Raw genomic sequence first — 25,638 nt, 5'->3', positions numbered from 1 at the left:
GCGCAGAGTGCGGCACAAATACGACACCGCACACGAGAACCGAAAGCGCGGTATTGCTTAGGCCGCGCGTTGGTCGTTCCGCCAAGCGGCCAGACACTGCCGGTCAGACCAGCCCGTCGAACAGCATTACGCTGACCAGGTCGCCAGCCGCCACCGATGTTTGATCGTGATCAAGCACGATAAAGCCGTTGGCCTCGCTCATCGAACGCAGCACTCCCGAACCCTGTTCGCCTGTGACGCGGACTTCCAGTTCGCCGTCCGGACCGGGTGCCACAATGCCGCGTTGGTATTCGGTACGGCCCGGGCGTTTCCGAATCGGCGTAGCGCTGCGTACGCGGATGCGCGGCAACGGCGCCACATCGGCCCCCATCAGTCGGTGCAGCGCGCCGCGCACGAAATTGTAGAAGGTGACCATCACGGCTACCGGGTTGCCTGGCAATCCGAACAGCACGGCTTCATGGCCGCCCGAGGCAATCCGGCCAAAGGCCATGGGCCGGCCGGGCCGCATGGCAATCTTCCAGAAACTGACGTCTCCGAGACGGGCCATGATCTGCTTCGTATAGTCTGCATCGCCTACCGATACACCCCCGGAAGTGATGACGGCATCGGCAACTTCGCAGGCGGTGCGGAATGCAGCTTCCATGATTTCCGGATCGTCGCGCACCACGCCCATATCGATCAGTTCGACATTGAGTCGTTGCAGCATGCCATGCAGGGTGTAGCGGTTCGAATCGTAAACGCAGCCAGGGTCCAGCGTTTCGCCAATCGAGCGCAGCTCGTCACCCGTGGAGAAAAACGCGACGCGCAGGCGCCGGCGTACCTTGACCTCGGCCACGCCGAGCGAAGCCATCAGGCCCAGGTCTGCCGGGGTCAGGATGCGGCCGGCCCGCAAGGCGGCTTGTCCACGCGCCAGATCCTCGCCTTGGCGACGGCGGTTGTCGCCAGCACGAACCGCGTCCGGGCGAAATCGAACTTGATTGCCACCGGCCTGGATCTCGACGAATTCCTGTGGAATGACGGTGTCGCAGCCCGCCGGCATGACCGCGCCAGTCATGATGCGCACGGCCTGTCCCGCCTTTGCTTCGCCATCGAATGCATTGCCCGCATACGCGGTGCCGCTGACTTCCAGGACGACATCGCCATCGCCTTGATTCAGCATCGCGCCGGCAAACGCGTAGCCGTCCATGGCCGAGTTGTCGTGTGCGGGCACGTCGATCGACGAGATCACGTCGTTGGCCAGCACACGCGACAACGCCGAGCGGATCGGCAATTGCTCGATGCCGCGCACGGGCTCGATCACATCCGCAATGATGGCGTTGGCCTGGGTGACGGGTAGCGCCGTGGGGTCGTAGTCAGACTGGCAAGAGATGACGGATTGCAGGGAAGGCATGGTGGATGGCGTAGATTTGCGCCGCGGCTCAGGGCCGGGGCGCCGGCTCGCGAGGGCGGCTTGAGGTTTCGTGCGCGCGCAGTTCGTCGAGTGTGTTGATGTTCGCGAACGCAGATGCGTCCTCGAACGGCACCTGCGCCAGATGCTGCGCGGTCAACCACGTTTCTATCTTGCGATGTCCCGCATCGACATAGGTGCGCAGACTGGCGGCGGCGCTCACTGGCATCAGGCAGAACACAGGCTGCAGACGGTGGCGGCCATCGGCTTCCTTGACCAAGGGGATCGCCATGTCGGCGCCTTCCATGTCAATGGCACGGGCCAGGCGCTCGACCAGATCAAGCGGCAGGAACGGGGTATCGCACGGTGCGGTGACCATCCAGTCCGTCTTGCATTGGGCCAGGGCGGCGAGCATGCCGGCCAGCGGCCCGGGAAAATCCGGGATGTCGTCTTGGATCACCGGAATGCCGAACGTCGCATAGATCTCGGCATTGCGGTTCGCGCTGATCAATTGCGCACCGGTTTGCGGCGCCAGCCGTGCGATCGTGTGCCGGACCATCGGTCGGCCGAGGAATGGCTGCAGTCCCTTGTCCGTGCCGCCCATGCGGCTGCCGCGCCCACCGGCGAGGATCAGGCCCGTGATGTCATCCCGCTCGATCATCCGCCGACTCATCCACCGATGTACGACATTTCGATCTTCCGCTCGGCCCGCGCAGCACGTACTGCGGGGTTGCTGCGTTGTTCTGAATAGTTGTCGGTGCGCCCCTGCCAGACCTGGGCGATGGCGTTGCCGATTTCGAGGTCGCTGTGTCCGCCGCGCAGCAAGGCGCGCAGGTCATAGCCCTCGGTCGCAAACAGGCAGAGATACAGCCGGCCTTCGGTGGACAAGCGAATGCGGCTGCAATCGCCGCAAAACGCATGCGTCACGCTCGAAATCACGCCGATCTCGCCGCCGCCATCGCGATAGCGCCAGCGCTCGGCCGTCTCGCCCGAGTAGTTGGCCGTCAGGGCTTCAAGCGGAAAGACCTCGTCGATCCGGCGCACGATCTCGGCGGAGGGCAGGACCTCGCCCATCTGCCAGTGATTGCTGGCGCCTACATCCATGAATTCGATGAATCGGACGATGATGCCGCTGTTTCGGAAATGGCGCGCAATTGGCACGATCTCCTGATCGTTGGTGCCGCGCTTGACCACCATGTTGACCTTGATCGGCGCGAGTCCAACGGACTGCGCCACCTCGATGCCGTGCAACACATCGCGCACGGCGAAGTCCACATCGTTCATCTTGCGGAACGTGGTGTCGTCGATGGCGTCGAGGCTGACCGTGACACGGCTCAGGCCCGCGTCTCGCAACGACTGCGCCTTGCGCGCGAGCAGCGAGGCATTGGTGGTCAGCGTCAGGTCCAGCGGCTTGCCGGAGGGCGTCTCGATGCGCGCGAGCATCTCCACAAGACGCTCGATGTTCTTGCGCAGCAGCGGCTCGCCGCCAGTCAGCCGGATCTTCTCGACACCCTGGGCGACAAACAGCCGTGCGGCGCGCTCGATTTCCTCGAAGCTCAGTAGTTCGGAATGCGGCAGGAAGGTGTAGTCCTTGTCGAACACTTCCTTCGGCATACAGTAGACGCAACGAAAATTGCAGCGATCTGTCACCGAGATACGCAGGTCATGCAGTGGCCGGCCACGCGTATCCGCGACGAGCCCGGTCGGTGCAGACAGGCGCGAAGGGATGCTCGGCACCATCGACTTGTATCGGTGGTCGCGCATGTCGAAAATCGGAATGACAGTGTCGGTCATGGCTGGTCTGGCCGCTGCCGTCAGGGAGTGGGGACCCGGCTGGTTGCGGTGCGGCGTCTGCCGCCATTCTAGCCGCAAGCCGAAGGACGACGCGCGCGCGCTTGTCTCATCTGCAATACAGTTTGCAGGTGGGCATGGGGATACAGCGCCGGGATGCCGCCCATCACCTGGGTCACCAACGAAAAAGGGGACGGCATTGCCGTCCCCTCGTCACAACGTGCGCCGCAGCTTATTGCTGTTGCTGCTGTTGTTGCTGCGCCGTATCGCGTTGCTGGCCGCCGGTTTCCACCAGGACCATCGGACCTTCCGGCAGCGGCGGCAGCGGCTTGCGCTCGCGCACCACCCGTGCAGCCGGGGCGACGCGTGCGGCGGCTTCCTGCGCTGCAGCATGTTTGCTGGAGTCCGTTTCGACCCACTGCAGGCCTGCAGCCTCAAGCATCGGCTCCAGTGCGACATCCGTCTTCGGCGTTGCCTGAACTGCTGCAGGTGCTGCAGCGGCCACCACGGCGGCTTCCACAGCCGGAACCGGGGCAGGCGCCACATCAGCCGTCACGATGACTTGCTCAGGGACGACCGGTGCCGTAGCAACCGCCGGAGCCTCGACTGCCGGAGCCGCTACCGGTGCGGGTGCAACATACGCCGGCGCAGGCGGCACCACGGCTTCCGCCTGGGGCGTTGCAACGGCTGCGAACACGGGCTCGGCAACCGGCGCCTGGACAACTGGCTCGGCGCGAGCCACGGGAGCGGACTCTACGTGCTGGGTCGGCGAGGCAACCTGAGGTGCCGGGGCTGCCGCCGATGCCGGCGTTGTCACCGGCTCCGAATCGGACTCCGATTCCGTCACGCCGCTGCTGACTTCCGCCAGATTGGCCTCATTGACTTCAAGGTTCTGCGCGCCATCTTCGCGTTCGCGACGATAACGATTGCGACCACGACGGTTACGGCGACGACGTTCTTCGCCTTCCGTACCTTCCGCACCTTCGAATGCTGCCTCGGCGCCCTCGGCACCTGCCGGGATGTCGGTTGCAGCGCTGTCGGTATTGGCGGCGTAGGCCGGCGCAGCCTGGGCGGCTTCGAACGCGGTCTGCTGTGCAGCCTGGCCTTCGGTCAGCGTTTCGTCGGTCTCGCGACCTTCGGCCCGTTCACGCTGGCGTTCGCGCTGGCGCTCGCGGCGTTCCTGGTTGCGTTCGCGACGACCTTCCTGACGGCCTTCGGTGCGCTCGCCCTGAACCACGGCCGGAGTGGCCTGGCCTTCACGCGGTGCGCGCGGCTGGCGTTCGCCACGCGGTTCGCGCGGTTCACGGGCCTCGCGCGGCTCACGTGCTTCACGCGGTTCGCGTTGTTCACGTGACTCGCGTTGCTCGCGCTGTTCACCGCGCTGCTGATCGGAGCGCTCGCCACGCTGGCCGCGACCCTGGCGTTCGCCACGCTCGCCTCGGTCACCGCGCTCGCCGCGCTGTTCACCACCGCGCTCGCCACGGGCCTGGCGGCCTTCGCCGCGCTCACCACGCTGGCCACGGCCTTGACGGCCTTCGCCGCGTGCCGGCGATTCAACTGCCGGTTTGACCGGCTCTGCCACGGGAGCAGGTGCCGGCGTTGCGCCGAACAGACTCTTGAGCCAGCCGATGATGCCGCCGCCCGTGACGGGCTGCGTAGCCGGCGTCGGGCGTGCTGCTGCATCGGGCTTTGGCGCACGTTCCGCGCGCGGTACCGAGACCGGGGCCGGAGCGTCAGGCGTGATGCCCTTGACGGCCGCTTCCTGGCGCGGACGTGCATCTTCCTTCTTGCGGCTGCTGTAGCTCGTGTCGGCTTCGAGTTCCTTCGCAGCCGCTTCCGCCATGCGATAGCTGGCGGTGGAGTCTTCCAGGCGCGGATCGTCGTGGCGCAGGCGTTCGAGCTTGTAGTGCGGCGTTTCCAGATGCTTGTTCGGGATCAGCAGCACATTGACCTTGAAGCGCAGTTCGATCAGGTTGATGTCCTGACGCTTCTCGTTCAACAGGAAAGCGGCCACTTCCACCGGCACCTGGCAGTGAATGGCGGCCGTGTTTTCCTTCATCGCCTCTTCCTGGATGATGCGCAGCACCTGCAGGGCGGACGATTCGGTATCGCGGATGTGACCTGTTCCATTGCAGCGCGGGCAGGTGATGTGCGAGCCTTCCGACAGCGAAGGACGCAGGCGCTGGCGCGACAGTTCCATCAGGCCGAAGCGGCTGATCTTGCCCATCTGCACGCGGGCGCGGTCGTGGCGCAGGGCGTCCTTCAGACGCGTTTCCACGTCCTTCTGGGCCTTGCCGGACTCCATGTCGATGAAGTCGATCACGATCAGGCCGCCCAGGTCGCGCAGGCGCAGCTGGCGGGCAATCTCGTCGGCGGCTTCCAGGTTCGTGCGCAGCGCGGTTTCCTCGATGTCCGCACCCTTGGTGGCGCGGGCCGAGTTCACGTCAACCGACACGAGGGCTTCGGTATGGTCGATCACGATGGCACCGCCAGAGGGCAGCATCACCATGCGCGAGTACGCCGATTCGATCTGGTGCTCGATCTGGAAACGCGAGAAGAGGGGCACGTCGTCCCGGTACTTCTTCACGCGGTTCATGTTGTCGGGCATCACCACGCTCATGAACGCGCGGGCCTGCTCGTGGATTTCGTCGGTGTCGATCAGGATTTCGCCAATGTCGGGCTGGAAGTAATCCCGGATGGCGCGGATGACAAGGCTGGACTCCAGATAGATCAGCAGCGGCGCCTTGTTGTCACCGGCGGCGCCGTCGATGGCCTTCCACAGTTGCAGCAGGTAGTTCAGATCCCATTGCAGCTCTTCGGCGGCACGGCCGATACCGGCGGTGCGCGCGATGATGCTCATGCCTTCCGGCACCTGGAGTTGCGCCATGGTCTCGCGCAGTTCCTGGCGATCCTCGCCCTCGATGCGGCGCGATACGCCGCCGCCACGCGGGTTGTTCGGCATCAGCACCAGGTAGCGGCCGGCGAGCGAGATGAACGTCGTCAGGGCAGCGCCTTTGTTGCCGCGTTCTTCCTTCTCCACCTGGACGATCAGTTCCTGGCCTTCGTGCAGCGCATCCTGGATGCGCGCATTGCGCACGTCCACGCCGTCCTTGAAGAAGGCACGAGCCACTTCCTTGAACGGCAGGAAGCCGTGGCGCTCTTCGCCGTAGTTGACGAAGCACGCCTCGAGCGACGGCTCGATGCGGGTGATGACACCCTTGTAGATGTTGCCCTTGCGCTGTTCGCGCCCGGCAGTCTCGATGTCGATGTCGATCAGTTTCTGACCATCGACGATGGCGACGCGCAGTTCTTCCTGTTGCGTCGCGTTGAACAGCATGCGTTTCATCGCAATACCTCGCTCCAGTGTCGCGGGAGATCGATGGGTCATGAGGGGATCATGCCCGCGACGGTCCAGGGAGCACGCGAGGAAAGAGAGCGAGGTCGGGAGAATTGCCGGAATTGCCGGCGCGCAATGCACGCGGCCGGCTGGGCGCGGGTGAAAGGAGAGGCTGTGGGCGTTCTGGCTCCCGCAAACGATGCGGGCGGTCCGCCGGGTCGGGAGAGGGCAAATGGGCCTGCTCCTGATGCAACGGCTTCTGGCGGATGCCGGCGGGGCGGGCGACGGGAAGGTGTCCGTGCCAGTGGCACAGGTCTACGCTACCAATCGCTGCCGGGCCGGGATGGCCAGGACGCGTCAAAGAGCAACTTATCCGGACGCGGCAAGGCTTGCCGAGTCAATCCGACCTGTACCGCGTTCGGGCGCGCCGCTGCTTCTTGGCGTTCTGCGTCCGGGCGCCAGTGCCGCCTTGCCGGATGACGGCAAAGGGCGGCAAGTCGCGGCCGATACTTCAGGTCGGGTGACAGGGTTACCTGCCGGGGCCGGCACCGATTCCCGGTGCGGGCGGTCTTCTCTCACCGTTGCGGATGCCATGCTGCGGCATCCGCATTGAATTCTTTTCTGCCTGAACACTCTGTTTCCACGTGTCGGCCGGCTTTTGCCGAAGGCGCCTCTGGGCGACTTCCTGCGCGCCAGCGCAACGCGTGCGTGCTGCTGTTTGCCACCATTTGCCCGTCTGGCGCCTTGCGGGGTACGCAACATGCGGGAGACGGGCCGGGTCGATGGCAACCCGAAGTGTAAAATGCGGAATCTTGCGCGGATACTGGTGAGACTACCCAAGACAAGGCTTGGTGTTTCTCGCACATTCCGTACCGGCCTGCCGCAAACCTGGCAGGTACATACGATCCGGATTCGCGCCAAACATCGCTTACACAAAGTCGCGCGTTGCCGGTCCTTGGCCAGCAACAGCCGGGAAATTATATTGAAAATGAATGAGTTACGCCATCAAATTGAAACGGAGCCGCAATCGCGTCCCGCCGCGCTCCAGGTGGCGTATGTCACGATCGATGAAAGCGCCGATGGGCAGCGCATCGACAACTTCCTGCTGAAGATCGCCAAGGGGGTACCGAAGAGCCACATCTATCGGGTGCTGCGCTCCGGCGAGGTACGCGTCAACAAGGGGCGCATAGATGCAACCTATCGGTTGCAGATTGGCGATGTGGTGCGGATTCCACCGATGCGCGTGGCGGAGAAGGCCGCAGACACGGGCCAGCACGTGCCGGCTGGCGAGTTTCCGGTGTTGTTCGAAGATACCCACCTTTTGGTCATTGACAAGCCGGCTGGCGTGGCGGTGCATGGCGGATCGGGCGTGGCGTTCGGTGTTATCGAGCAGTTGCGCCGGGCGCGACCCGAAGCGAAGTTCCTCGAACTGGTTCATCGGCTGGATCGCGAGACATCTGGCGTGCTGGTGCTCGCCAAGAAGCGGTCAGCGCTCGTGAACCTGCACGAGCAGATCCGTGGCAACGGCATGGACAAAAGGTACTTCGCCTGCGTTGCCGGCGAATTCCAGAACGCACGGCAACATGTAAAACTCCCTCTATATAAATACAGCACTGCGGACGGAGAGCGTCGGGTCAGGGTGCAGGCCGATGGCTTGGCGTCACACACGGTGTTCAACCGGGTGAAGTCGTTCGAGGGTTACACGCTGCTGGAGGCAGAGCTGAAGACCGGCCGAACGCACCAGATTCGTGTCCATCTGCAGTCCATCGGCTTTCCGATCGTTGGCGACGACAAGTACGGTGACTTTGCGCTGAATAAGGCACTTTCACGCAGCGGTGTTCGTCCCGGCATCAAGCGAATGTTCCTGCACGCCCACCGCTTGACGCTTACGCATCCGAGTACGGGCGAGCCAATGACCGTCTCGGCGCCGTTGCCCGCCGAATGTGTTGAATTTCTGCAACAATTGAAGCAGATCGACGGCGCGGCCTGACGGCTGGGGCGCACTGTCCAACATCCTTCTGCACACTTTCCGCATCGACCAAGGACCGCAATGGCCAGGCAGCGCTACGACCTGATCGTTTTCGACTGGGATGGAACCCTGATGGATTCCACGCCCACCATCACCAAGTGCATTCAGTTGGCCAGCCGTGACCTGGGGCTGCCAGTGCCCGACGACAGCGCGGCCAGCCATGTGATCGGACTCGGTCTCAAGGACGCGCTGTCGTACGCAGTGCCATCGCTCGATCCCACCGACTATCCGCGTCTGGCCGAACGCTATCGCTTTCACTTCCTGACCCGCGACGCCGAACTCGTGCTGTTTCCAGGCGTACGGGAAATGCTCGAAGCGTTGCACGCGGAGCACTATTTCCTCGGTGTGGCCACCGGCAAGACGCGCGTGGGCCTGGAGCGCGCGCTGGCCAGCACCGGCCTGGGCAAGCTGTTCGATGCCACGCGCTGTGCCGATGAAACATTCTCGAAGCCGCACCCGGCGATGTTGCACGAGCTGACCCGAGAACTGGGCCAGGACATCGAGCGCACGGTCATGATCGGCGATACGACACACGATCTGCAGATGGCCGCCAATGCTGGCGCGCAAGGGCTTGGCGTCTGCTATGGTGCGCATCCCGCCGATTCGCTGCGTGCGATGTCGCCGGTGCATTGCGCTACGTCAATTGCCGATTTGCACGATTGGTTGCTCGCGAATGCCTGAAGGACTGTTCGCGCCTCGCCGGCTGTGCGCGGCGGAAGCCCTGGCCGAAGGCGGTGTGGGCGTGCGCTTCACGGTGCGGCTCAACGCGCGTGAGGTCGGTGCGTTTGTGGTGCGCTACGATGGCGTGGCCCATGGCTACCTGAACCAGTGTGCCCATGTCCCCATGGAGCTGGACTGGCAGGAGGGACAGTTTTTCGACAGTGCGGGCATATACTTGATGTGCGCGACACATGGCGCGACCTACGCGCCAGACACCGGCCTTTGCGTAGGCGGCCCTTGCCGGGGCGCCGCGCTGGCCAAGCTTCATATCGAGGAACGCGAGGGTGCAGTCTACTGGCACCCCGAGGCTCCCTTTCTGCCGCCCGACGCCAGTTGAAGCCGGGCGGTTTTCCGTCAGACGCCTGAGTCTATTTGCATGACAGAACAGCAAAAACCGCCATCATCCGATTCCTCCGATCTTTCGGGTCAACCATCGGGTCAAGCCGGGCAACATCCCGAGGGATCTCCCGCCAGCGAAAGACTGGAGACCGTACGCCGCGCCGACTATCCGCTGGAGCAGGAACTGCAGGACAGCGAGGCAGCGGCCCGGCGCGAGGCCGACGATCGGCGCGCGCGCATGGCAGGCAAGGGCGGTGTTCCGGTGGGTTCCGGCAGTGGCGGGGGTTGGGAGCGCGATGTGCTCGAAAAAGTGTTGATGGCCACGCTGCGCGAGCAGCGCGCGGCCCGTCGCTGGAAGATTTTCTTCCGGCTGGTGACTCTGGCCATCCTCGCGGTGATCGTCTTCGCCGTCTTCGATTTCAAGGGCGATGGGCTGGCCAGCACCTCGGGCCGGCACACGGCGATGGTCACGCTGGAGGGTGAAATCGCGGCCGGCACCCCTGCCAGCGCGGAGTCCATCAATGCATCGCTGCAGGCGGCGTTCGCCGATACCAACGCAGCAGGCGTCATCCTCAAGATCAATTCGCCGGGCGGCTCGCCGGTGCAGGCCGGCATCATCAACGACGAGATTGCTCGCCTGCGCAAGACTTATCCGGACAAGCCGTTCTACGTGGTTGTCGAGGAGATCTGCGCGTCGGGTGGCTATTACGTGGCGGCGGCGGCTGACAAGATCTATGTCGACAAGGCCAGCATCGTCGGCTCCATCGGCGTGCTGATGGATGGGTTCGGTTTCACCGGTCTCATGGACAAGCTCGGCGTGGAGCGCCGGCTGTACACGGCAGGTTCAAACAAGGGCATGCTCGATCCGTTCTCGCCGCAGGTGCCGCGCCAGAAAGCCTATGCGGAATCGATGCTCAAGGAAATCCACCAACAGTTCATCAACGTGGTGAAGGAAGGGCGCGGCGATCGGCTCAAGGACGATCCGGAACTGTTTTCGGGATTGTTCTGGTCCGGCGAACGGGCCGTCGAACTTGGCTTGGCCGATGGCCTGGGCAGTGCGGACTACGTAGCGCGCGATGTGCTCAAGGCTGAAGACATTGTCGACTACACGGTCAAGGAAAACGTTGCAGAGCGCGTGGCCAAGCGGTTTGGTGCGGCAATGGGTTCGGCAGCGATGAAGGTGATGCTCCTGAATTCGTCCGCGCCGTCGGTACGGTGAAAGTGGGGCAAGCCCTCCCCCAGCAATTGGGGAGGGTGGTGAGAGTGCAGACTTACTGCGCCAGCAGCGAGAAGATCGCGGGCCGCTTGTGCAGCGAAAGGCGCTCGGGTCGCCACGCCGAGATCGGCAGCGTGATGATGGCTTCCGTTGGCAAGGTCAGGTCCACGGCGATGGACAGCAATGTCGTGCCCGCGCAGTGCTGACGCAGCGCATCGAGTAGCGCGCTGTTCCGGTAGGGCGTTTCGATCCACACCTGTGTCTGACGTGCCTTGCGCGAGTGATGTTCGAGTTCGCGCAGCTTCTTGATGCGCTCGCCAGCGTCCACCGGCAGATAGCCGTTGAATGCGAAGCTCTGGCCATTGAGTCCGGAGGCCATGACTGCGAGCAATATCGAGCTTGGCCCAACCAGGGGCCGCACCGTGACGCCAACCGTGTGGGCCAGCCGGACGAGGTCCGCACCGGGATCGGCCACGGCCGGCACGCCCGCTTCGGACAGCAGGCCGCCATCGCGGCCGTCTGCAATCGGATCGAGCAACGCGGCCAGTTCCTTTGCCTTCGTATTGACGTTGAGTTCGCGAATCTCGATCTGCTGGATCGGATGCGTCAGCGGGCTGGTCTCGCCCAGTTTCTTCAGGAACGCGCGCGCGGTTTTGGCATTTTCTGCGACAAGGTAGTCCAGCCGTGTGGCGACTTGCTGGACGCCCACCGGAATGACATCGGCCAGGGGGTCGGCTTCGTCGCGCTTGCCCAGCGTATTGGGAATCAGATATAGCGTGCCGGCCATTGCTCAGGCTCCAAAGAAGGGGTATCGGGTCTGACGCAGCATGCCGGTCAGCGCGATCAGCGGCAGGCCAATCAACGCCGTGGGGTCATCGGATTCCACGCGGGACAGCAACGCGATGCCTAGCCCTTCGGCCTTGGCGCTACCGGCGCAATCGTAGGGCGTCTCGATGCGCAGGTAGGCATCGAGTTCGGCGTCGGAGAGATCGCGGAACGTGGCGCGGGTTTGTACATCGGCCAGTTGTGCCACGCCGCTGCGGCTATCCAGCAGGCACAGCGCCGAATGGAACGTCACGGTGCGGCCGCGCATCAGTTGGAGTTGCGCCAGCGCATTCTCATGGTTGCCGGGCTTGCCGATCTGCATGTCGTCGAGCGTGCAGACCTGATCCGAGCCAATGACCAAGGCGCCGGGATGGCGCGCGGCAATGGCCTCGGCTTTCAGTCGTGACAGCCGGAGCGCCGTGGCTTCCGGTCGCTCGCCGGCCAGTGGTGCTTCGTCAATATCGGGCGTGGCGGTCTGAAAAGGTATGCGCAGGCGCGCCAGCAACTCCCGGCGGTATGGGGAACTGGAGCCAAGGATCAGCGTAGGTAAATTGTCGGAGGACATGTCAGGCCAGGCTCAGGTCGGTTTCGTTTTGTATACTTTGACGGGTCGGCTGTTTACGCCGTATAATCGCGCGTTTGGCTGCACAGGCGCATTCGTTATCGAGCATTCTCGATAACCGCTGCCGGCGAGTTGTGGCAAACAAGGCATTTTCCCAATTCCGTCTGTATGAGTCAGCCGACCCAGCCTGCGGCGTCCGCCGCGGCCTTCGATTTGCATGAAACCGATCTCTTCGCCTTTTGCCGCAAGGGTGGCAACGTGGTGGGAGACTTGGCTGTGCGCGATTTGCCGCGCATCTTAGCCGAGACGGCTGCCGATGCGCCAGCGTCGGCCCGGGACGAAACGTTCCGGTACACGCTGACGGGGTTTGCGAAGGATGAGGCGGCAGAGCCGGGCATGGCGGCTACGCAGCGGCTGTACGTCGACGTGACGGTAAGCGGACGTGTGTGGCTGGATTGCCAGCGATGCCTGCAGGTGTACGCCGAACCGGTGGCCACGGACATGCGGTTCGAGGTCGTGTCCACCGAGGAAGCGGCGGAAGAGGCATCGATGGATGATGATGAGGTCGATGTCATTGTCGGCTCGAAGAAATTCTCGGTGCTTGAACTATTGGAAGACGAGGTGCTGCTGGCATTGCCGACAGCCCCCAAGCATGTGACCTGTCCGACCGTTCACGACTCGCTCGTGACCGGCGCGGACGGTGAGGTGGAGCCTGAGGCGCCACCAGAAGAAAAGCGGCCATCGCCCTTTGCGGCGCTGGCTGGCCTGAAGACGAAGCACTGATGCCGCATGGCGCGGCCGGAAGTTCGTTTTCACGGTAGCAGGTCAAGCACCCAGCCGGGCCCCGGCTACGCCTTGCGCAGGGTGCGTGTGTTAATATCGCAAAATTCTCGAAGGAGTCATCATGGCTGTTCAACAGAACAAGAAGTCGCCGTCCAAGCGCGGCATGCATCGTTCGCACGACCACCTGTCGGTCGCACCGCTGGCCGTCGAGCCGACCACCGGCGAAACGCACCTGCGTCACCACGTGAGCCCGAACGGCTACTATCGTGGTCGCAAGGTCATCAAGACCAAGAACGACTGACCAGGTCGTCAGGCGTGACCCTGTGTCTCGCTCGCGCACGTTGTCAGGTGTAAGACAGGAAAGCGGCAAGCTCGTTGCCGCTTTTTTGTTGGGCGCTCGGCGCTCGCACGACGGCGTATCCGCGCGTCCGGCTGCTTGTGTTCCCGACCGATGCGGCGGGTGCCGACGCGCTTTCCGTATCAGGAAACAATGACGATCAAGCTCGCTATCGACTGCATGGGCGGCGATCACGGAGTGTCCGTGACGGTGCCAGCGGCGATCAGTTTTCTATCCAGTCACGACGATGCCGAAATGATCCTGGTCGGCCTGCCCGACGCTATCGGTGCGCAGCTCAAGAAGCTGAACGCTGTGGATCATCCGCGAGTCACCATCGTCCCGGCTACCGAGATCATCACCATGGATGATCCGGTGGAGGTGGCGCTGCGCAAGAAGAGAGACTCTTCGATGCGCGTGGCCGTGACGCAAGTCAAGGAAGGCACCGCAGGCGCCTGCATCTCGGCCGGCAATACCGGCGCGCTGATGGCGGTCTCGCGCTATGTGCTGAAAACGCTCGAAGGCATCGAGCGGCCGGCCATCGCCACCACGATTCCGAACGAACAAGGCTGGGGTACCACGGTGCTGGACCTTGGCGCCAATGCCGATTGCGAGCCGGAGCATTTGCTGCAGTTCGCCCGGATGGCCGAGGCCATGGTGTCCGTGGTGGACCACAAGGACCATCCGACCGTGGGGCTGCTCAATATCGGCGAGGAAGTGATCAAGGGCAACGAGGTGGTCAAGGCTGCCGGCGAACTGCTGCGCGCTTCCGAACTGAATTTCTATGGCAACGTGGAAGGCAACGACATCTTCAAGGGCACGACCGATATCGTGGTCTGCGACGGGTTCGTTGGCAACGTGGCGCTCAAGAGTACCGAGGGCCTGGCCAAGATGATCGGCAGCATGATCAAGGAAGAATTCACGCGGTCGTGGTTCACCAAGTTGCTGGCAGGTGTGGCCATGCCCGTGTTGTCGCGGCTGGCGCGTCGCCTGGATCCCGCCCGCTACAACGGCGCGTCGCTGCTGGGCCTGCGCGGGCTGGTGATCAAGAGCCACGGTTCCGCCGATGCCCATTCCTTTGAGTGGGCTATCAAACGCGGGTATGATGCCGCCAGAAATGGCGTCATCGAACGCATAGCGAAGGCTTTCGCCAACAAGTCCGGTGCCTCAGGCGCCGTGGCGGGCGGGCCAGAGAACGACGCACCGGACCCACATTCCGATACACGCGCCGCTTGAAGCCGATTGGCCGCTGCGGGCAGGCGGCCGGGCACCACGATCCGACACTCTCATGACCAAGTACGCAAAAATCATCGGTACGGGGAGCTATCTGCCCCCGCGGCGTGTGACGAATCACGAGCTGGCTGCGCAGCTGGCTGAAAAGGGTATTGAAACGAGCGACGAGTGGATCGTCTCGCGCAGTGGCATCTCGGCACGCCATTGGGCCGAGACCGATGTCACGTCGAGCGATCTGGCCGTGAAGGCGGCCGAGCAGGCGATTGCCGCGGCCGGTATCGATCGCCAGGACATCGACCTGATCATCGTCGCCACGTCCACACCTGATTTCGTGTTCCCCAGCACCGCCTGTCTCGTGCAGCAGAAGCTCGGCATCACGAATCATTGCGCGGCGTTCGACCTGCAGGCTGTGTGCTCGGGCTTTGTCTATGCCATGTCGACGGCGGACAAGTTCATCCGCAGCGGCTCGCACAAGAACGTGCTGGTGATCGGTTCGGAAGTATTCTCGCGCATCCTCGATTTCAACGATCGCACCACCTGCGTGTTGTTCGGTGACGGTGCAGGCGCAGTGGTACTCTCGGCGTCCGACGAACCGGGGATCCTGTCGTCGGCCATGCATTCGGACGGCAGTCATGTGGATATTCTCTGCGTGCCGGGCAATGTGTCGGGTGGCGCGATTGCAGGCAATGCCTTCCTGCACATGGATGGTCAGGCTGTGTTCAAGCTGGCCGTGACGGTGCTGGACAAGGTGGCACGCGAAGCCATCGCGGCCGCCGAGCTGCAAGCCGACGATATCGACTGGCTGGTGCCGCACCAGGCCAATATCCGCATCATGCAGGGCACGGCCAGGAAGCTCGGGCTGCCGGCCGAGCGCATGGTGTCCACGGTGCAGGAACACGGCAACACGTCGGCGGCTTCGATTCCGCTGGCGCTCGATGTGGCTGTCCGCGATGGCCGTATCAAGCCGGGACAGACCGTGCTGCTGGAAGGCGTCGGTGGCGGTTTCACCTGGGGCGCGGTACTGCTGCGCATGTAATATGCGGCCGGCATGATGTTCCAGGTGAACGACGTGCCGCCCCGACAAGATGAATAGCTAGGACTGGATCCCGATGAAATTCGCATTCGTATTCCCCGGCCAGGGTTCGCAGGCAGTTGGCATGCTGAACGCGTTCGCAGACAACGCCGTCGTGCGCGCCACGCTCGAGGAAGCTTCCACCGCGCTGGGCCAGGATATCGGCAAGCTGATCGCCGAAGGTCCGACCGAAGAACTGAACCTGACGACGAACACACAGCCGGTGATGCTGACCGCCGCCGTGGCCGTGTACCGGGCCTGGCTGGATGCGGGCGGTGCCGTGCCGGCGCTGGTGGCAGGCCACAGCCTGGGTGAATATTCGGCCCTGGTTGCTGCAGGTGTCATTCCGTTTGCAGACGCCGTGCCGCTGGTCCGTTTCCGCGCACAGGCCATGCAAGAAGCCGTGCCGGTGGGCGAGGGCGGCATGGCCGCGATTCTCGGTCTCTCCGACGATGATGTCCGTGCTGCATGCGCAGAAGCTGCAGCCGCAGGTGCCGGCGTAGTGGAAGCCGTGAACTTCAACGCGCCGTCCCAGGTGGTGATCGCCGGGCACAAGGGAGCCGTCGAAAAGGCTTGCGAGATTGCCAAGAGCAAGGGCGCCAAGCGCGCACTGCCACTGCCGGTCTCTGCGCCGTTCCACTCGTCGCTGCTCAAGCCGGCTTCCGATCGCCTTCGCGAACGCATGGCTGGCCTGACATTCGCCACCCCGTCGATTCCGCTCGTGAACAACGTCGATGTTGCCATCGTCAACGATCCGGCACAGATCAAGGATGCGCTGGTCCGCCAGGCGGCCGCGCCGGTGCGCTGGGTCGAGTGCGTGCAGAAGTTCGCTGCCGAAGGTGTGACGCACGTCATCGAATGTGGCCCGGGTAAAGTGCTGGCAGGTATGACCAAGCGCATCGACAGCACCCTTGTTGGTGGTGCAATCTTCGATCCGGCGTCGCTGCAGGAAACGCTGTCGCTGTTGAAGTAAGAACAAGGAACGGACGCAACATGAGCAAGACTCTGGAAAATCAGGTCGCGCTGGTGACCGGTGCATCGCGCGGCATTGGCCGGGCGATCGCGCTCGAACTCGCACGTCAGGGTGCAACGGTGATCGGTACGGCCACGAGTGAATCGGGTGCTACTGCCATTGGCGAATACCTGGCGGCCGATGGCCTGAAAGGCCGTGGCGTGGTGCTGAACGTCAACGACGCCGCGCGTTGTGACGCGGTGATCGAAGAGATTGTGAAGACGCATGGCGGCCTGGCGGTACTGGTGAACAACGCCGGTATTACGCAGGACCAACTGGCCATGCGCATGAAGGACGACGACTGGACTGCGGTCATCGATACGAACCTGACGGCGGTGTTCCGTCTGGCCCGTGCCGTGCTGCGTCCGATGATGAAGGCCCGCGGTGGCCGCATCATCAACATCACGTCGGTGGTGGGCTCGACGGGCAACCCGGGCCAGATGAACTACGCGGCCGCAAAGGCTGGCGTCGAAGGCATGACGCGTGCGCTGGCCGCCGAGATTGGCAGCCGGAATATCACCGTCAATTGCGTGGCGCCTGGTTTCATCGATACCGACATGACCAAGGTATTGTCGGAAGAGCAGCATGCGGCACTGAAAACCCGCATTCCGCTGGGCCGACTTGGACAGCCGGAAGACATCGCGAATGCGGTGGCCTTCCTGGCAGGTCCGCAGGCCGCCTATGTCACGGGCACTACGCTGCACGTGAATGGCGGCATGTATATGAATTGATTGCGGAATCCGGTCCGGTTTCGAGGGAGAAGCCGAAAGAAGCCGGCCAAAGCTGTCGTTTTTCAAACCAATCGGGCGCGAATCTTGCAAAGCTAGTCAGGCAGATTTTTTGCGGTACAAACCTGCTAAAATGCGCCCACTTTTTGTCGAACTTCCCTGGAGGGTTACATGGACAATATCGAACAACGCGTCAAGAAAATCGTGGCTGAACAGCTTGGCGTGGCCGAGGCAGATATCAAGAACGAATCGTCGTTCGTGAATGACCTCGGTGCAGACTCGCTGGACACGGTTGAACTCGTGATGGCGTTGGAAGATGAATTCGGCATGGAAATTCCTGATGAGGAAGCCGAAAAGATCACGACCGTGCAACAAGCTATCGACTACGCTACCGCGCACGTCAAGGCTTAAGCCGTCGTCATCGAATTCCGAGCCACAGAAGGCGCACGGGCGGGGCCGTTACGGTCCTGTCGTGATGTTTTCTGTGGCTTTCGTCTGTTTGAAGAAGTTGAGCTGTAAAAGATCCCGAGCCAGTTGGAGCCGCGCGAGATGCCAGTCATCCTAACGGCAGGTTTGGCCAGATCCTGAGTCATTGCAGTTCCGCTTCACACACTCGTGGGAAAACATAGTGAGCCGTCGTCGCGTCGTCGTCACTGGGCTTGGCCTTGTGTCTCCGGTCGGAAACACGGTTGCCGAAGGCTGGGCTAACCTGGTTGCCGGCAAGTCCGGCATTGCCACCATTACCAAATTCGATCACTCCGCTCTGGCAGTTCATTTTGCCGGCGAAGTGAAGGGCTTTAACGCCGAGGACTATATCCCGGCGAAGGAAGCCCGCCACATGGATACGTTTATCCATTTCGGCATTGCAGCCGGGTCTCAGGCGCTGAAGGATAGCGGCCTGGAGATTACTGAAGAGAATGCGGACCGTATCGGCGTGCTCGTCGGTTCGGGTATCGGCGGCCTGCCGATGATCGAGGAAACACAGATCGAGCTGTCGAACCGTGGTCCGCGCCGTATTTCGCCGTTCTTCGTGCCGGGCTCGATCATCAACATGATTTCGGGCCATCTGTCGATCATCCACGGCATGAAGGGACCGAACCTTGCCGCCGTGACGGCCTGCACGACTGGCCTGCACAGCATCGGACTGGCTGCGCGCCTGATCCAGGCTGGCGACGCCGATGCCATGCTTGCTGGTGGTGCGGAGTCGACCGTGTCGCCGCTCGGTATCGGCGGTTTCGCCGCTGCGCGTGCACTATCGACGCGTAACGACGATCCGGCCACGGCTTCGCGTCCGTGGGACAAGGATCGCGACGGCTTTGTGCTGGGCGAAGGCGCCGGCGTGATGATGCTCGAGGAGTACGAATCGGCCAAGGCACGTGGCGCCCGCATCTACGCTGAACTCGTTGGCTTCGGCATGAGTGGCGATGCGTTCCACATGACGGCGCCGAGCACCGACGGCCCGCGCCGTTGCATGGCAGCTGCCATCAAGAATGCCGCTATCAACGTCGACGAGGTGAACTACCTCAATGCACACGGTACGTCGACGCCGCTGGGCGACAAGAACGAAAGCGAAGCCATCAAGCTCGCCTTTGGCGATCATGCCTACAAGATGGTTGTCAATTCGACCAAGTCGATGACGGGCCACTTGCTGGGTGGCGCTGGTGGGCTGGAGTCGGTCTTCACGGTGCTGGCGATCCACAATCAGGTTTCGCCGCCGACGATCAACATCTTCAATCAGGATCCCGAGTGCGACCTGGACTACGTGGCCAACACGGCGCGTGATATGAAGATCGACGTCGCAGTGAAGAACAACTTCGGCTTCGGCGGCACCAACGGCACGCTCGTGTTCCGCCGCATCTGATCCGTCGCGACGACATTGCCAGAGCACCGGGGCTTTCCGCAGGGATTCGCCCCGGTTTCTCTTTGCGGCGGTGCGATGGCAGCGTTGATCGGGTTGCACGCGGTGCAACCGGGTTGGAATGCGCGGGAACCAATTTGCGTAGTTGCGGTCACAGAATGCGCTCTGCGATACCCGCGCATGGACCGATCGTAGGTAAAATACAACGCTTGTCGTTACGACGAAACCAAGAGATACACTGCAGCAGGTGAACCATTCGTGAGCGAACGCGAAGCCGATCAGCTTCTTGTTGAACGCGTCCAGCAGGGCGACAAACGGGCCTTTGAATTGCTGGTGGTGAAGTACCACCGCAAGATCATTCGCCTGATTTCGCGCCTTGTCCGTGACCCCGCCGAGGTGGAGGATGTGGCGCAGGATGCCTTTATCAAGGCGTACCGCGCCTTGCCCCAGTTCCGGGGGGAATCCGCCTTCTACACATGGCTGTACCGTATCGCGGTCAACACTGCAAAGAACTACCTGGCCACCCAGGGACGACGCCCCGAAGCGTCCAGCGACATCGATGCCGAAGAGGCTGAAACTTTTGCGGACGGTGAGCAACTAAGGGATATCAATACGCCGGAGTCCATGCTCCATACGCGCCAGGTTGCCGATACGGTGAACCGCGCAATGGAAGCGCTGCCGGAAGAATTACGCACTGCCATCACGCTGCGCGAAATCGAAGGTCTCAGCTATGAGGAGATCGCGGAGGCGATGGGGTGCCCGATCGGGACGGTGCGCTCGCGGATTTTCCGGGCGCGCGAAGCGATCGCAGATAAATTGCGGCCCCTGCTGGGAACGGCGGAGGGCAAGCGGTGGTAGTGAGAATGTCGTGCAGCCAGCGTTGCAGCCTATTCCTGCATCGATAAACGACAGCAGTAGTGACGGGATTTATCGGTGTTCAATGGAATTTCTTGGGGTTGGAAATGGGTCAGGCTCATAAGCAGTCGGTTCATGTAGTGGAAGCAGCGGAGCAGGTCTCCGTCCTGATGGATGGCGAACTCGGTGCGCATGAAGTCGATGCGGCGCTGGGCATTGCTAAGGGCGAAGCCGGCATGGCCGACTGGTCAATGTACCAGTTGATCGGTGATACGCTGCGTTCCGAGGATCTGGCGCACGCCGGGTCCACTGGTGACTTTCTCTCGCGTTTCTCCGCCCAGCTCGAAGCCGAGCCGCACGTGTTGGTGCCGGCGGTTGCCGCTGCAGGGCGACACCGCATGCTGGTGCGTCCGTCGTGGGTGCGCCGTGTCGTGCCGGGCACGGCAATCGCCGCGGCTGTGGCGGCCGTCAGCTGGGTTGTCGTACCGCAAATGCGTGGCACGACCGACGGCGGTGCGCCGGATGCCATCGTGGCCCGCGTCGACCAGCAGCCTGGTGCAACCGTGAAGGCGGGCGCACCTGCCGTCAATGCAGGCGGGATCGTCACCGTGTCTGCAGACAGCGCCCAGATGATTCGCGATCCGCGCCTTGATGAGTATCTGCGCGCGCACCGCACGTCCGTGGCAACCGATGCCTTTGTGCCGACCATGCGCACAGTGGCCAACGGTGCCAATTTCTCCCAGGATAATTCGCAGGAATAATGCCGGACATGCAGAAAGGACGGTCGTCCGCCAACGCAGCGGGCGTGCGCGGAAAGAAGGGCCTGAGCAGGTCCTTTTTTCTGGCCCTGTGCCTGACCGCTGCCGCCGCAACGGCGCAGCCGTCTGAAAATACGTTGAACCGGCGCGATGCCACCGCGTGGCTGAACAAGATTCACCGCGCGGCGCAGCGTGAGAATTATGTCGGCACGCTGATCTACCAACGCGGTAGCGTCATGCATGCTTCGCGCATCCAGCATTACAGCGATCTCACGAATAACGAATACGAGCGGCTGGAAACGCTGGATGGCAAGCCGCGCGAGGTGCTGCGACAGAACGATGTCGTACACAGCCTGATTCCCGAGGCCAAGCTGGTAGTCATCGAGAAGCAGGAAGCCAAGGATCGCTTCCCTGCGTTGCTGGCCACGACCAAGAGCGATGTGCTCGATCTCTACGACATGCGCAAGCTCGCGGCCGAGCGTGTGGCTGGCGTTGAGTGCGAAGTGTTCGCGCTGGAGCCGCATGACACGGCGCGTTACGCCGTACGGCTGTGGGCCGACAAGAACTCGGGTCTTCTGATGCGTGCCCAGACGCTGGGCGAGGGTGGCAAGGTGCTCGAGCAGGTTGCCTTCTCGCAGGTGGACATTGGTGTGCCGTCCGACAAGCAGCGGATTCTTGGTGCCATCAAGGGCGCCAGCTCCTGGAATCGCTACGAGGTCACCTACCAGCCGGCCAATATCGCCGACGAGGGGTGGTCGATCAACACCCCACTCAAGGGCTTCCAGAAGATTCGCGAAGTTCGTCGTCCGCTGGGAGAGTTGCGTGCGCCGACGCCGGGCAGCAAGTCCGGTGCGATGTTCGAGGTGTTGCAGGTGGTCTATAGCGACGGCCTCACCGGCCTGTCCGTTTTCATCGAACCCGTTTCGGAACAGCGCGCGCGTCGTGAAGGTGTGGCGTCCCTGGGTGCCACGCAAGTCGTGGTGCGGCGGGTGAATGATTTCTGGGTAACTGTGGTGGGAGAGGTGCCCGCCGCGACGGTGAAGCAATTCGCGGCCGGCGTGGAGTATCGCCCGCCCAAGGTACACTGACCAGAATCTGGCTTGGCTGCGAAGGGCAACGCACTCTTCGCCGGCCTGCCAGGCAGCAGGGCTCGCAGGCACTTCCGCGTGAAGTCTCCTCGCGACGCAACCGTTTCTCGCTGATTTTCCCGGGAGTTCGTTTCATGATTTCCAGATCCCCAGTTGTGGCGCGGGCCATGGTCATGTGCGCCATGCTTGCGCTCGGACCAGCCATTTCCGAGGTCGGGCACGCGCAGGCGGCAGCCTCGAACTACAACCTGCCTGATTTCACGGACCTGGTGGAAAAGGCGAGTCCCGCCGTGGTCAATATCCGCACGACCGAGCGCGTACGCTCGCGCGGCGGCAATACCCCGGAAGATGATGAGATGGCGGAGTTCTTCCGCCGCTTCTTCGGCGTACCGATGCCAGGCGCGCCGACGCCGCCGCGTCGTGGCCAGCCGCCCCAGGGGCAGGGCGAAGAGCAAAGCCGTGGCGTGGGGTCCGGGTTTATCACGAGCCAGGATGGCTACGTGATGACCAACGCCCACGTGGTGGCAGACGCCGAGACCATCTACGTCACGCTGCCGGACAAGCGCGAGTTCAAGGCCAAGCTGATCGGTTCCGACAAGCGTACTGACGTTGCCTTGCTGAAGATCGAAGCAACGGGATTGCCGCGACTGACCCTCGGCGACTCCGACAAGATTCGGCCGGGTGAGTGGGTACTCGCCATTGGTTCGCCGTTCGGACTGGATAACAGCGTGACTGCCGGCATCGTGTCGGCCAAGGGCCGCGATACGGGCGACTATCTGCCGTTCATCCAGACCGATGTCGCAGTGAACCCCGGCAACTCGGGCGGTCCGCTGATCAACCTGCGCGGCGAAGTCATCGGCATCAATTCGCAGATCTACAGCCGCAGCGGTGGCTACATGGGCATTTCCTTCGCGATTCCGATCGACGAGGCCCTGCGCGTGACCGAGCAACTCAAGGTCAGTGGCAAGGTGACACGTGGCCGGATCGCCGTGGCGATTGGCGACGTGACCAAGGAAGTGGCAGATTCGCTGGGTCTGGGAAGGGCGCGTGGCGCGCTGGTCGGCAGTGTCGAGCCGGGTGGGCCTGCCGAGAAGGCTGGCATCGAGGCCGGTGACATCATCCTGAAGTTCAACGGCCGCGATATCGAAAAGGCTTCGGATCTCCCGCGCATGGTCGGCGATACCAAGCCCGGGACGCGGGTGCCGCTGCAGGTATGGCGCAAGGGCCAGACGCGCGACGTGCAGATCACGGTGACCGAACTCGAGCCCGATGCCGCGCGAACTGCGGCGCGCAAAGGGGACAAGCGTGGCAATAGCGCCGAGGAGCAGCAGTCGGCAAGGCCGAATGCTCTCGGCTTGATCGTCAATGACATTGCCGAAACCCGTCTGCGCGAGTTGAAGATCAAGGGCGGTGTCGAAGTGGAATCCGCGGACGGTCCTGCTGCCCGTGCCGGAATTCGTCCGGGCGACATCATCTTGCGGCTCGGCGATGCCGATGTAGCGAATACCCGCCAGTTCAACGACATGGTCAAGAACCTGGACAAGAACAAGATGGCGGCGGTGTTCGTACGTCGGGGAGATGCCACCCAGGTGCTGACGTTGCGTCCGAGCCAGACTCGCTGATCGCCTGGACGTTTCCCTCAGTGCCAGGATGCGCCGGACCTCCGTCCGGCGCATCTCGTTCCGATAGGTGCTTCACCCGGCACGTCCACGTTACGGTGGACGCGCGCGGGGTGATCATTTCGTGCGCCGGAAGTCCTTGAAAATACGGTAAAATCGCGGATTGGCGCAATTCCTGCGCTCCACCTTCCTGCCGCGCCCGCCGTCCTCCGTGACACCGCCGGGCACCGCCTGCGTTTCCCAGAAGACTAGATGGACCATATTCGTAATTTCTCGATCATCGCCCACATCGACCACGGCAAATCCACGCTGGCCGATCGGATCATTCAGCGCTGTGGGGGGCTGTCGGATCGGGAGATGGAAGCACAGGTGCTCGACTCGATGGATATCGAGAAGGAGCGCGGCATCACGATCAAGGCACAGACCGCGGCGTTGAGCTACAAGGCGCGCGATGGCAAGGTCTACAACCTGAACCTGATCGACACCCCGGGACACGTGGACTTCAGCTACGAAGTCAGCCGTTCTCTGTCGGCGTGCGAAGGCGCGCTGCTGGTGGTGGACGCGTCGCAGGGCGTGGAAGCCCAGACCGTCGCCAATTGCTACACGGCCATCGAACTGGGCGTGGAAGTGGTGCCCGTGCTCAACAAGATCGACCTGCCGTCGGCGGACCCCGATAACGCGAAGCAGGAAATCGAGGATGTCATCGGCATCGATGCCAGCGAGGCTACGCTGTGCTCGGCCAAGACTGGGCTCGGCGTGGAAGACGTGATCGAGGCGATGATTGCGCAGGTGCCGCCGCCCAAGGGCGATCCGGCTGCCCCGCTCCAGGCGTTGATTATCGACTCGTGGTTCGACAACTACGTGGGTGTCGTGATGCTTGTGCGCGTGGTCAACGGCACGCTGCGTCCCAAGGACAAGATCCTGCTGATGGCAACCGGCGCACAACACCTGACCGAACAGGTGGGCGTGTTCTCGCCGAAGTCTGTCCAGCGTGACGAACTGACCGCCGGCCAGGTGGGCTTTGTCATTGCCGGCATCAAGGAACTGAAGGCCGCCAAGGTCGGTGACACGATCACCACGCTGGCACGCCGCGCGGAGGCGCCGCTGCCCGGTTTCAAGGAAGTGAAACCGCAGGTGTTCGCCGGTCTTTATCCGGTGGAAGCGAACCAGTACGAGGCGCTGCGCGAATCGCTGGAAAAGCTGCGATTGAACGATGCCTCGTTGATGTTCGAGCCGGAAGTTTCGCAGGCACTCGGTTTCGGGTTCCGCTGCGGCTTCCTTGGCCTGCTGCACATGGAAATCGTGCAGGAGCGCCTGGAGCGCGAATTCGACATGGACCTGATTACAACCGCGCCAACCGTGGTTTATCAGGTGCAGATGCGCGATGGTTCGGTGGTGACCGTCGAGAATCCGGCCAAGATGCCGGATACGACCCGGATCGACGCCATCCTCGAGCCGATCGTGACGGTGAATCTGTACATGCCACAGGAATATGTGGGCTCTGTGATCACGCTGTGTACGCAGAAGCGTGGCTCGCAGATCAACATGAGCTACCACGGCAAACAGGTGCAACTGACGTACGAAATTCCGATGGCGGAAATCGTGCTCGATTTCTTCGATCGCTTGAAGTCGGTGTCGCGCGGGTATGCGTCGATGGACTACGAGTTCAAGGAATACCGCCCGTCCGACGTGGTCAAGGTGGATATCCTGATCAACGGCGACAAGGTCGATGCGCTGTCCGTGATCGTCCACCGTTCGAATTCGCAATATCGCGGTCGCGAGGTCGCGGCCAAGATGCGAGAGATCATTCCGCGGCAAATGTACGACGTGGCCATTCAGGCGGCCATCGGCGTGAATATCATCGCCCGTGAAAACGTGAAGGCACTGCGCAAGAACGTGCTGGCCAAGTGCTACGGCGGCGATATTTCGCGTAAGAAGAAGCTGCTGGAAAAGCAGAAGGCCGGCAAGAAGCGCATGAAGCAGGTGGGGACTGTGGAAATCCCGCAGGAGGCTTTCCTGGCCATTCTGCAGGTGGACGATAAATAAGCGCGCGTTTCCGGCGAATACAACAACACGACATCACTCCGAGCCG

Annotated in this window: 23 protein-coding genes; 17 read left to right on the top strand and 6 right to left on the bottom strand. The window is 62.7% G+C overall.

From position 1 onward, the window contains the following. Positions 1–103 precede the first annotated feature (103 nt). From glp to GA566_RS10740, 4 genes are all read right to left on the bottom strand, one after another. Positions 104–1,390 carry a gephyrin-like molybdotransferase Glp gene (glp, locus tag GA566_RS10755; RefSeq protein WP_160472723.1) on the bottom strand — a complete coding sequence of 429 codons (1,287 nt, stop codon included), beginning with the start codon at positions 1,388–1,390 and terminating at the stop codon, positions 104–106. A gap of 28 nt (positions 1,391–1,418) precedes the next feature. Then, positions 1,419–2,048, bottom strand: coding sequence for a molybdenum cofactor guanylyltransferase MobA (gene mobA, locus GA566_RS10750; protein ID WP_160472722.1), 630 nt, complete (start codon positions 2,046–2,048; stop codon positions 1,419–1,421). Between the two features lie 8 nt (positions 2,049–2,056). Continuing rightward, positions 2,057–3,181, bottom strand: a complete 1,125-nt coding sequence (gene moaA, locus GA566_RS10745) for a GTP 3',8-cyclase MoaA (RefSeq protein WP_160472721.1) — start codon at positions 3,179–3,181, stop codon at positions 2,057–2,059. A 229-nt stretch (positions 3,182–3,410) separates the two neighbouring features. After that, positions 3,411–6,524: an Rne/Rng family ribonuclease gene (locus GA566_RS10740; RefSeq protein WP_160473279.1), complete on the bottom strand. Its 3,114-nt coding sequence runs from the start codon at positions 6,522–6,524 to the stop codon at positions 3,411–3,413. 979 nt (positions 6,525–7,503) lie between these two features. Between GA566_RS10740 and GA566_RS10735 the strand changes: the two genes are divergently transcribed. The 4 genes from GA566_RS10735 to GA566_RS10720 are packed head-to-tail and all read left to right on the top strand — an operon-like array spanning position 7,504 to position 10,822. Further along, positions 7,504–8,505, top strand: a complete 1,002-nt coding sequence (locus tag GA566_RS10735; protein WP_160473278.1) for an RluA family pseudouridine synthase — start codon at positions 7,504–7,506, stop codon at positions 8,503–8,505. 60 nt (positions 8,506–8,565) lie between these two features. Next, positions 8,566–9,225, top strand: coding sequence for an HAD-IA family hydrolase (locus GA566_RS10730; RefSeq protein ID WP_137923111.1), 660 nt, complete (start codon positions 8,566–8,568; stop codon positions 9,223–9,225). After that, positions 9,218–9,601 (top strand): Rieske 2Fe-2S domain-containing protein, encoded by a 384-nt coding sequence (locus GA566_RS10725; RefSeq protein WP_160472720.1) that lies wholly within the window; start codon positions 9,218–9,220, stop codon positions 9,599–9,601. The genes GA566_RS10730 and GA566_RS10725 overlap by 8 nt, the downstream gene beginning before the upstream one ends. A 39-nt stretch (positions 9,602–9,640) precedes the next feature. Then, positions 9,641–10,822, top strand: coding sequence for a S49 family peptidase (locus GA566_RS10720; RefSeq protein ID WP_137923109.1), 1,182 nt, complete (start codon positions 9,641–9,643; stop codon positions 10,820–10,822). Positions 10,823–10,874: 52 nt separating this feature from the next. Here GA566_RS10720 and GA566_RS10715 read toward each other — a convergent pair whose 3' ends face one another. Together GA566_RS10715 and GA566_RS10710 are read right to left on the bottom strand one after the other, a co-directional pair. Beyond that, entirely contained in the window at positions 10,875–11,606 is a 732-nt protein-coding gene (locus tag GA566_RS10715) for an SAM-dependent methyltransferase (RefSeq protein ID WP_160472719.1), read from the bottom strand. A 3-nt stretch (positions 11,607–11,609) separates the two neighbouring features. Next, positions 11,610–12,209, bottom strand: a complete 600-nt coding sequence (locus GA566_RS10710; RefSeq protein WP_137923107.1) for a Maf-like protein — start codon at positions 12,207–12,209, stop codon at positions 11,610–11,612. A gap of 165 nt (positions 12,210–12,374) precedes the next feature. Between GA566_RS10710 and GA566_RS10705 the strand changes: the two genes are divergently transcribed. From GA566_RS10705 to lepA, 13 genes are all read left to right on the top strand, one after another. Further along, positions 12,375–12,989, top strand: a complete 615-nt coding sequence (locus GA566_RS10705; RefSeq protein ID WP_137923106.1) for a DUF177 domain-containing protein — start codon at positions 12,375–12,377, stop codon at positions 12,987–12,989. A 121-nt stretch (positions 12,990–13,110) separates the two neighbouring features. Beyond that, the gene (gene rpmF, locus GA566_RS10700) at positions 13,111–13,290 is read left to right on the top strand and encodes a 50S ribosomal protein L32 (protein WP_008644820.1); all 180 of its coding nucleotides are present in this window, start codon (positions 13,111–13,113) and stop codon (positions 13,288–13,290) included. Positions 13,291–13,479: 189 nt separating this feature from the next. After that, positions 13,480–14,559: a phosphate acyltransferase PlsX gene (gene plsX / locus GA566_RS10695; RefSeq protein WP_160472718.1), complete on the top strand. Its 1,080-nt coding sequence runs from the start codon at positions 13,480–13,482 to the stop codon at positions 14,557–14,559. Between the two features lie 52 nt (positions 14,560–14,611). Next, positions 14,612–15,592, top strand: a complete 981-nt coding sequence (locus tag GA566_RS10690) for a beta-ketoacyl-ACP synthase III (protein WP_160472717.1) — start codon at positions 14,612–14,614, stop codon at positions 15,590–15,592. 73 nt (positions 15,593–15,665) lie between these two features. Continuing rightward, the gene (gene fabD / locus GA566_RS10685; protein WP_160472716.1) at positions 15,666–16,601 is read left to right on the top strand and encodes an ACP S-malonyltransferase; all 936 of its coding nucleotides are present in this window, start codon (positions 15,666–15,668) and stop codon (positions 16,599–16,601) included. 20 nt (positions 16,602–16,621) lie between these two features. After that, positions 16,622–17,371, top strand: coding sequence for a 3-oxoacyl-ACP reductase FabG (gene fabG / locus GA566_RS10680; protein ID WP_137923102.1), 750 nt, complete (start codon positions 16,622–16,624; stop codon positions 17,369–17,371). Positions 17,372–17,539: 168 nt separating this feature from the next. Further along, entirely contained in the window at positions 17,540–17,779 is a 240-nt protein-coding gene (gene acpP / locus GA566_RS10675; protein ID WP_008644813.1) for an acyl carrier protein, read from the top strand. Positions 17,780–17,996: 217 nt separating this feature from the next. Beyond that, on the top strand, positions 17,997–19,229 hold the full coding sequence (gene fabF / locus GA566_RS10670) for a beta-ketoacyl-ACP synthase II (RefSeq protein ID WP_137923101.1): 1,233 nt from the start codon (positions 17,997–17,999) through the stop codon (positions 19,227–19,229). A 255-nt stretch (positions 19,230–19,484) separates the two neighbouring features. Further along, complete coding sequence (rpoE, locus tag GA566_RS10665; protein ID WP_137923100.1) at positions 19,485–20,084, top strand: RNA polymerase sigma factor RpoE; 600 nt, start codon at positions 19,485–19,487, stop codon at positions 20,082–20,084. Between the two features lie 104 nt (positions 20,085–20,188). Then, entirely contained in the window at positions 20,189–20,842 is a 654-nt protein-coding gene (locus tag GA566_RS10660) for a sigma-E factor negative regulatory protein (protein WP_137923099.1), read from the top strand. Positions 20,843–20,850: 8 nt separating this feature from the next. Beyond that, positions 20,851–21,927 (top strand): MucB/RseB C-terminal domain-containing protein, encoded by a 1,077-nt coding sequence (locus GA566_RS10655; RefSeq protein WP_160472715.1) that lies wholly within the window; start codon positions 20,851–20,853, stop codon positions 21,925–21,927. 134 nt (positions 21,928–22,061) lie between these two features. After that, positions 22,062–23,549, top strand: a complete 1,488-nt coding sequence (locus tag GA566_RS10650; RefSeq protein WP_137923097.1) for a DegQ family serine endoprotease — start codon at positions 22,062–22,064, stop codon at positions 23,547–23,549. A 249-nt stretch (positions 23,550–23,798) separates the two neighbouring features. Beyond that, positions 23,799–25,592, top strand: a complete 1,794-nt coding sequence (gene lepA, locus GA566_RS10645) for a translation elongation factor 4 (RefSeq protein WP_137923096.1) — start codon at positions 23,799–23,801, stop codon at positions 25,590–25,592. Positions 25,593–25,638 lie beyond the last annotated feature (46 nt).

The organism is Cupriavidus sp. SW-Y-13 (assembly GCF_009793345.1).
GTDB lineage: Bacteria > Pseudomonadota > Gammaproteobacteria > Burkholderiales > Burkholderiaceae > Cupriavidus.
This window is presented reverse-complemented; position numbering and strand designations above follow the sequence as displayed.

Coding starts and splice junctions, on each gene's coding strand:
- glp (WP_160472723.1), bottom strand. CDS start 1,390: ATGCCTTCCCTGCAATCCGTCATCTCTTGCCAGTCTGACTACGACCCC.
- mobA (WP_160472722.1), bottom strand. CDS start 2,048: ATGATCGAGCGGGATGACATCACGGGCCTGATCCTCGCCGGTGGGCGC.
- moaA (WP_160472721.1), bottom strand. CDS start 3,181: ATGACCGACACTGTCATTCCGATTTTCGACATGCGCGACCACCGATAC.
- GA566_RS10740 (WP_160473279.1), bottom strand. CDS start 6,524: ATGAAACGCATGCTGTTCAACGCGACGCAACAGGAAGAACTGCGCGTC.
- GA566_RS10735 (WP_160473278.1), top strand. CDS start 7,504: ATGAATGAGTTACGCCATCAAATTGAAACGGAGCCGCAATCGCGTCCC.
- GA566_RS10730 (WP_137923111.1), top strand. CDS start 8,566: ATGGCCAGGCAGCGCTACGACCTGATCGTTTTCGACTGGGATGGAACC.
- GA566_RS10725 (WP_160472720.1), top strand. CDS start 9,218: ATGCCTGAAGGACTGTTCGCGCCTCGCCGGCTGTGCGCGGCGGAAGCC.
- GA566_RS10720 (WP_137923109.1), top strand. CDS start 9,641: ATGACAGAACAGCAAAAACCGCCATCATCCGATTCCTCCGATCTTTCG.
- GA566_RS10715 (WP_160472719.1), bottom strand. CDS start 11,606: ATGGCCGGCACGCTATATCTGATTCCCAATACGCTGGGCAAGCGCGAC.
- GA566_RS10710 (WP_137923107.1), bottom strand. CDS start 12,209: ATGTCCTCCGACAATTTACCTACGCTGATCCTTGGCTCCAGTTCCCCA.
- GA566_RS10705 (WP_137923106.1), top strand. CDS start 12,375: ATGAGTCAGCCGACCCAGCCTGCGGCGTCCGCCGCGGCCTTCGATTTG.
- rpmF (WP_008644820.1), top strand. CDS start 13,111: ATGGCTGTTCAACAGAACAAGAAGTCGCCGTCCAAGCGCGGCATGCAT.
- plsX (WP_160472718.1), top strand. CDS start 13,480: ATGACGATCAAGCTCGCTATCGACTGCATGGGCGGCGATCACGGAGTG.
- GA566_RS10690 (WP_160472717.1), top strand. CDS start 14,612: ATGACCAAGTACGCAAAAATCATCGGTACGGGGAGCTATCTGCCCCCG.
- fabD (WP_160472716.1), top strand. CDS start 15,666: ATGAAATTCGCATTCGTATTCCCCGGCCAGGGTTCGCAGGCAGTTGGC.
- fabG (WP_137923102.1), top strand. CDS start 16,622: ATGAGCAAGACTCTGGAAAATCAGGTCGCGCTGGTGACCGGTGCATCG.
- acpP (WP_008644813.1), top strand. CDS start 17,540: ATGGACAATATCGAACAACGCGTCAAGAAAATCGTGGCTGAACAGCTT.
- GA566_RS10660 (WP_137923099.1), top strand. CDS start 20,189: ATGGGTCAGGCTCATAAGCAGTCGGTTCATGTAGTGGAAGCAGCGGAG.
- GA566_RS10655 (WP_160472715.1), top strand. CDS start 20,851: ATGCAGAAAGGACGGTCGTCCGCCAACGCAGCGGGCGTGCGCGGAAAG.
- GA566_RS10650 (WP_137923097.1), top strand. CDS start 22,062: ATGATTTCCAGATCCCCAGTTGTGGCGCGGGCCATGGTCATGTGCGCC.
- lepA (WP_137923096.1), top strand. CDS start 23,799: ATGGACCATATTCGTAATTTCTCGATCATCGCCCACATCGACCACGGC.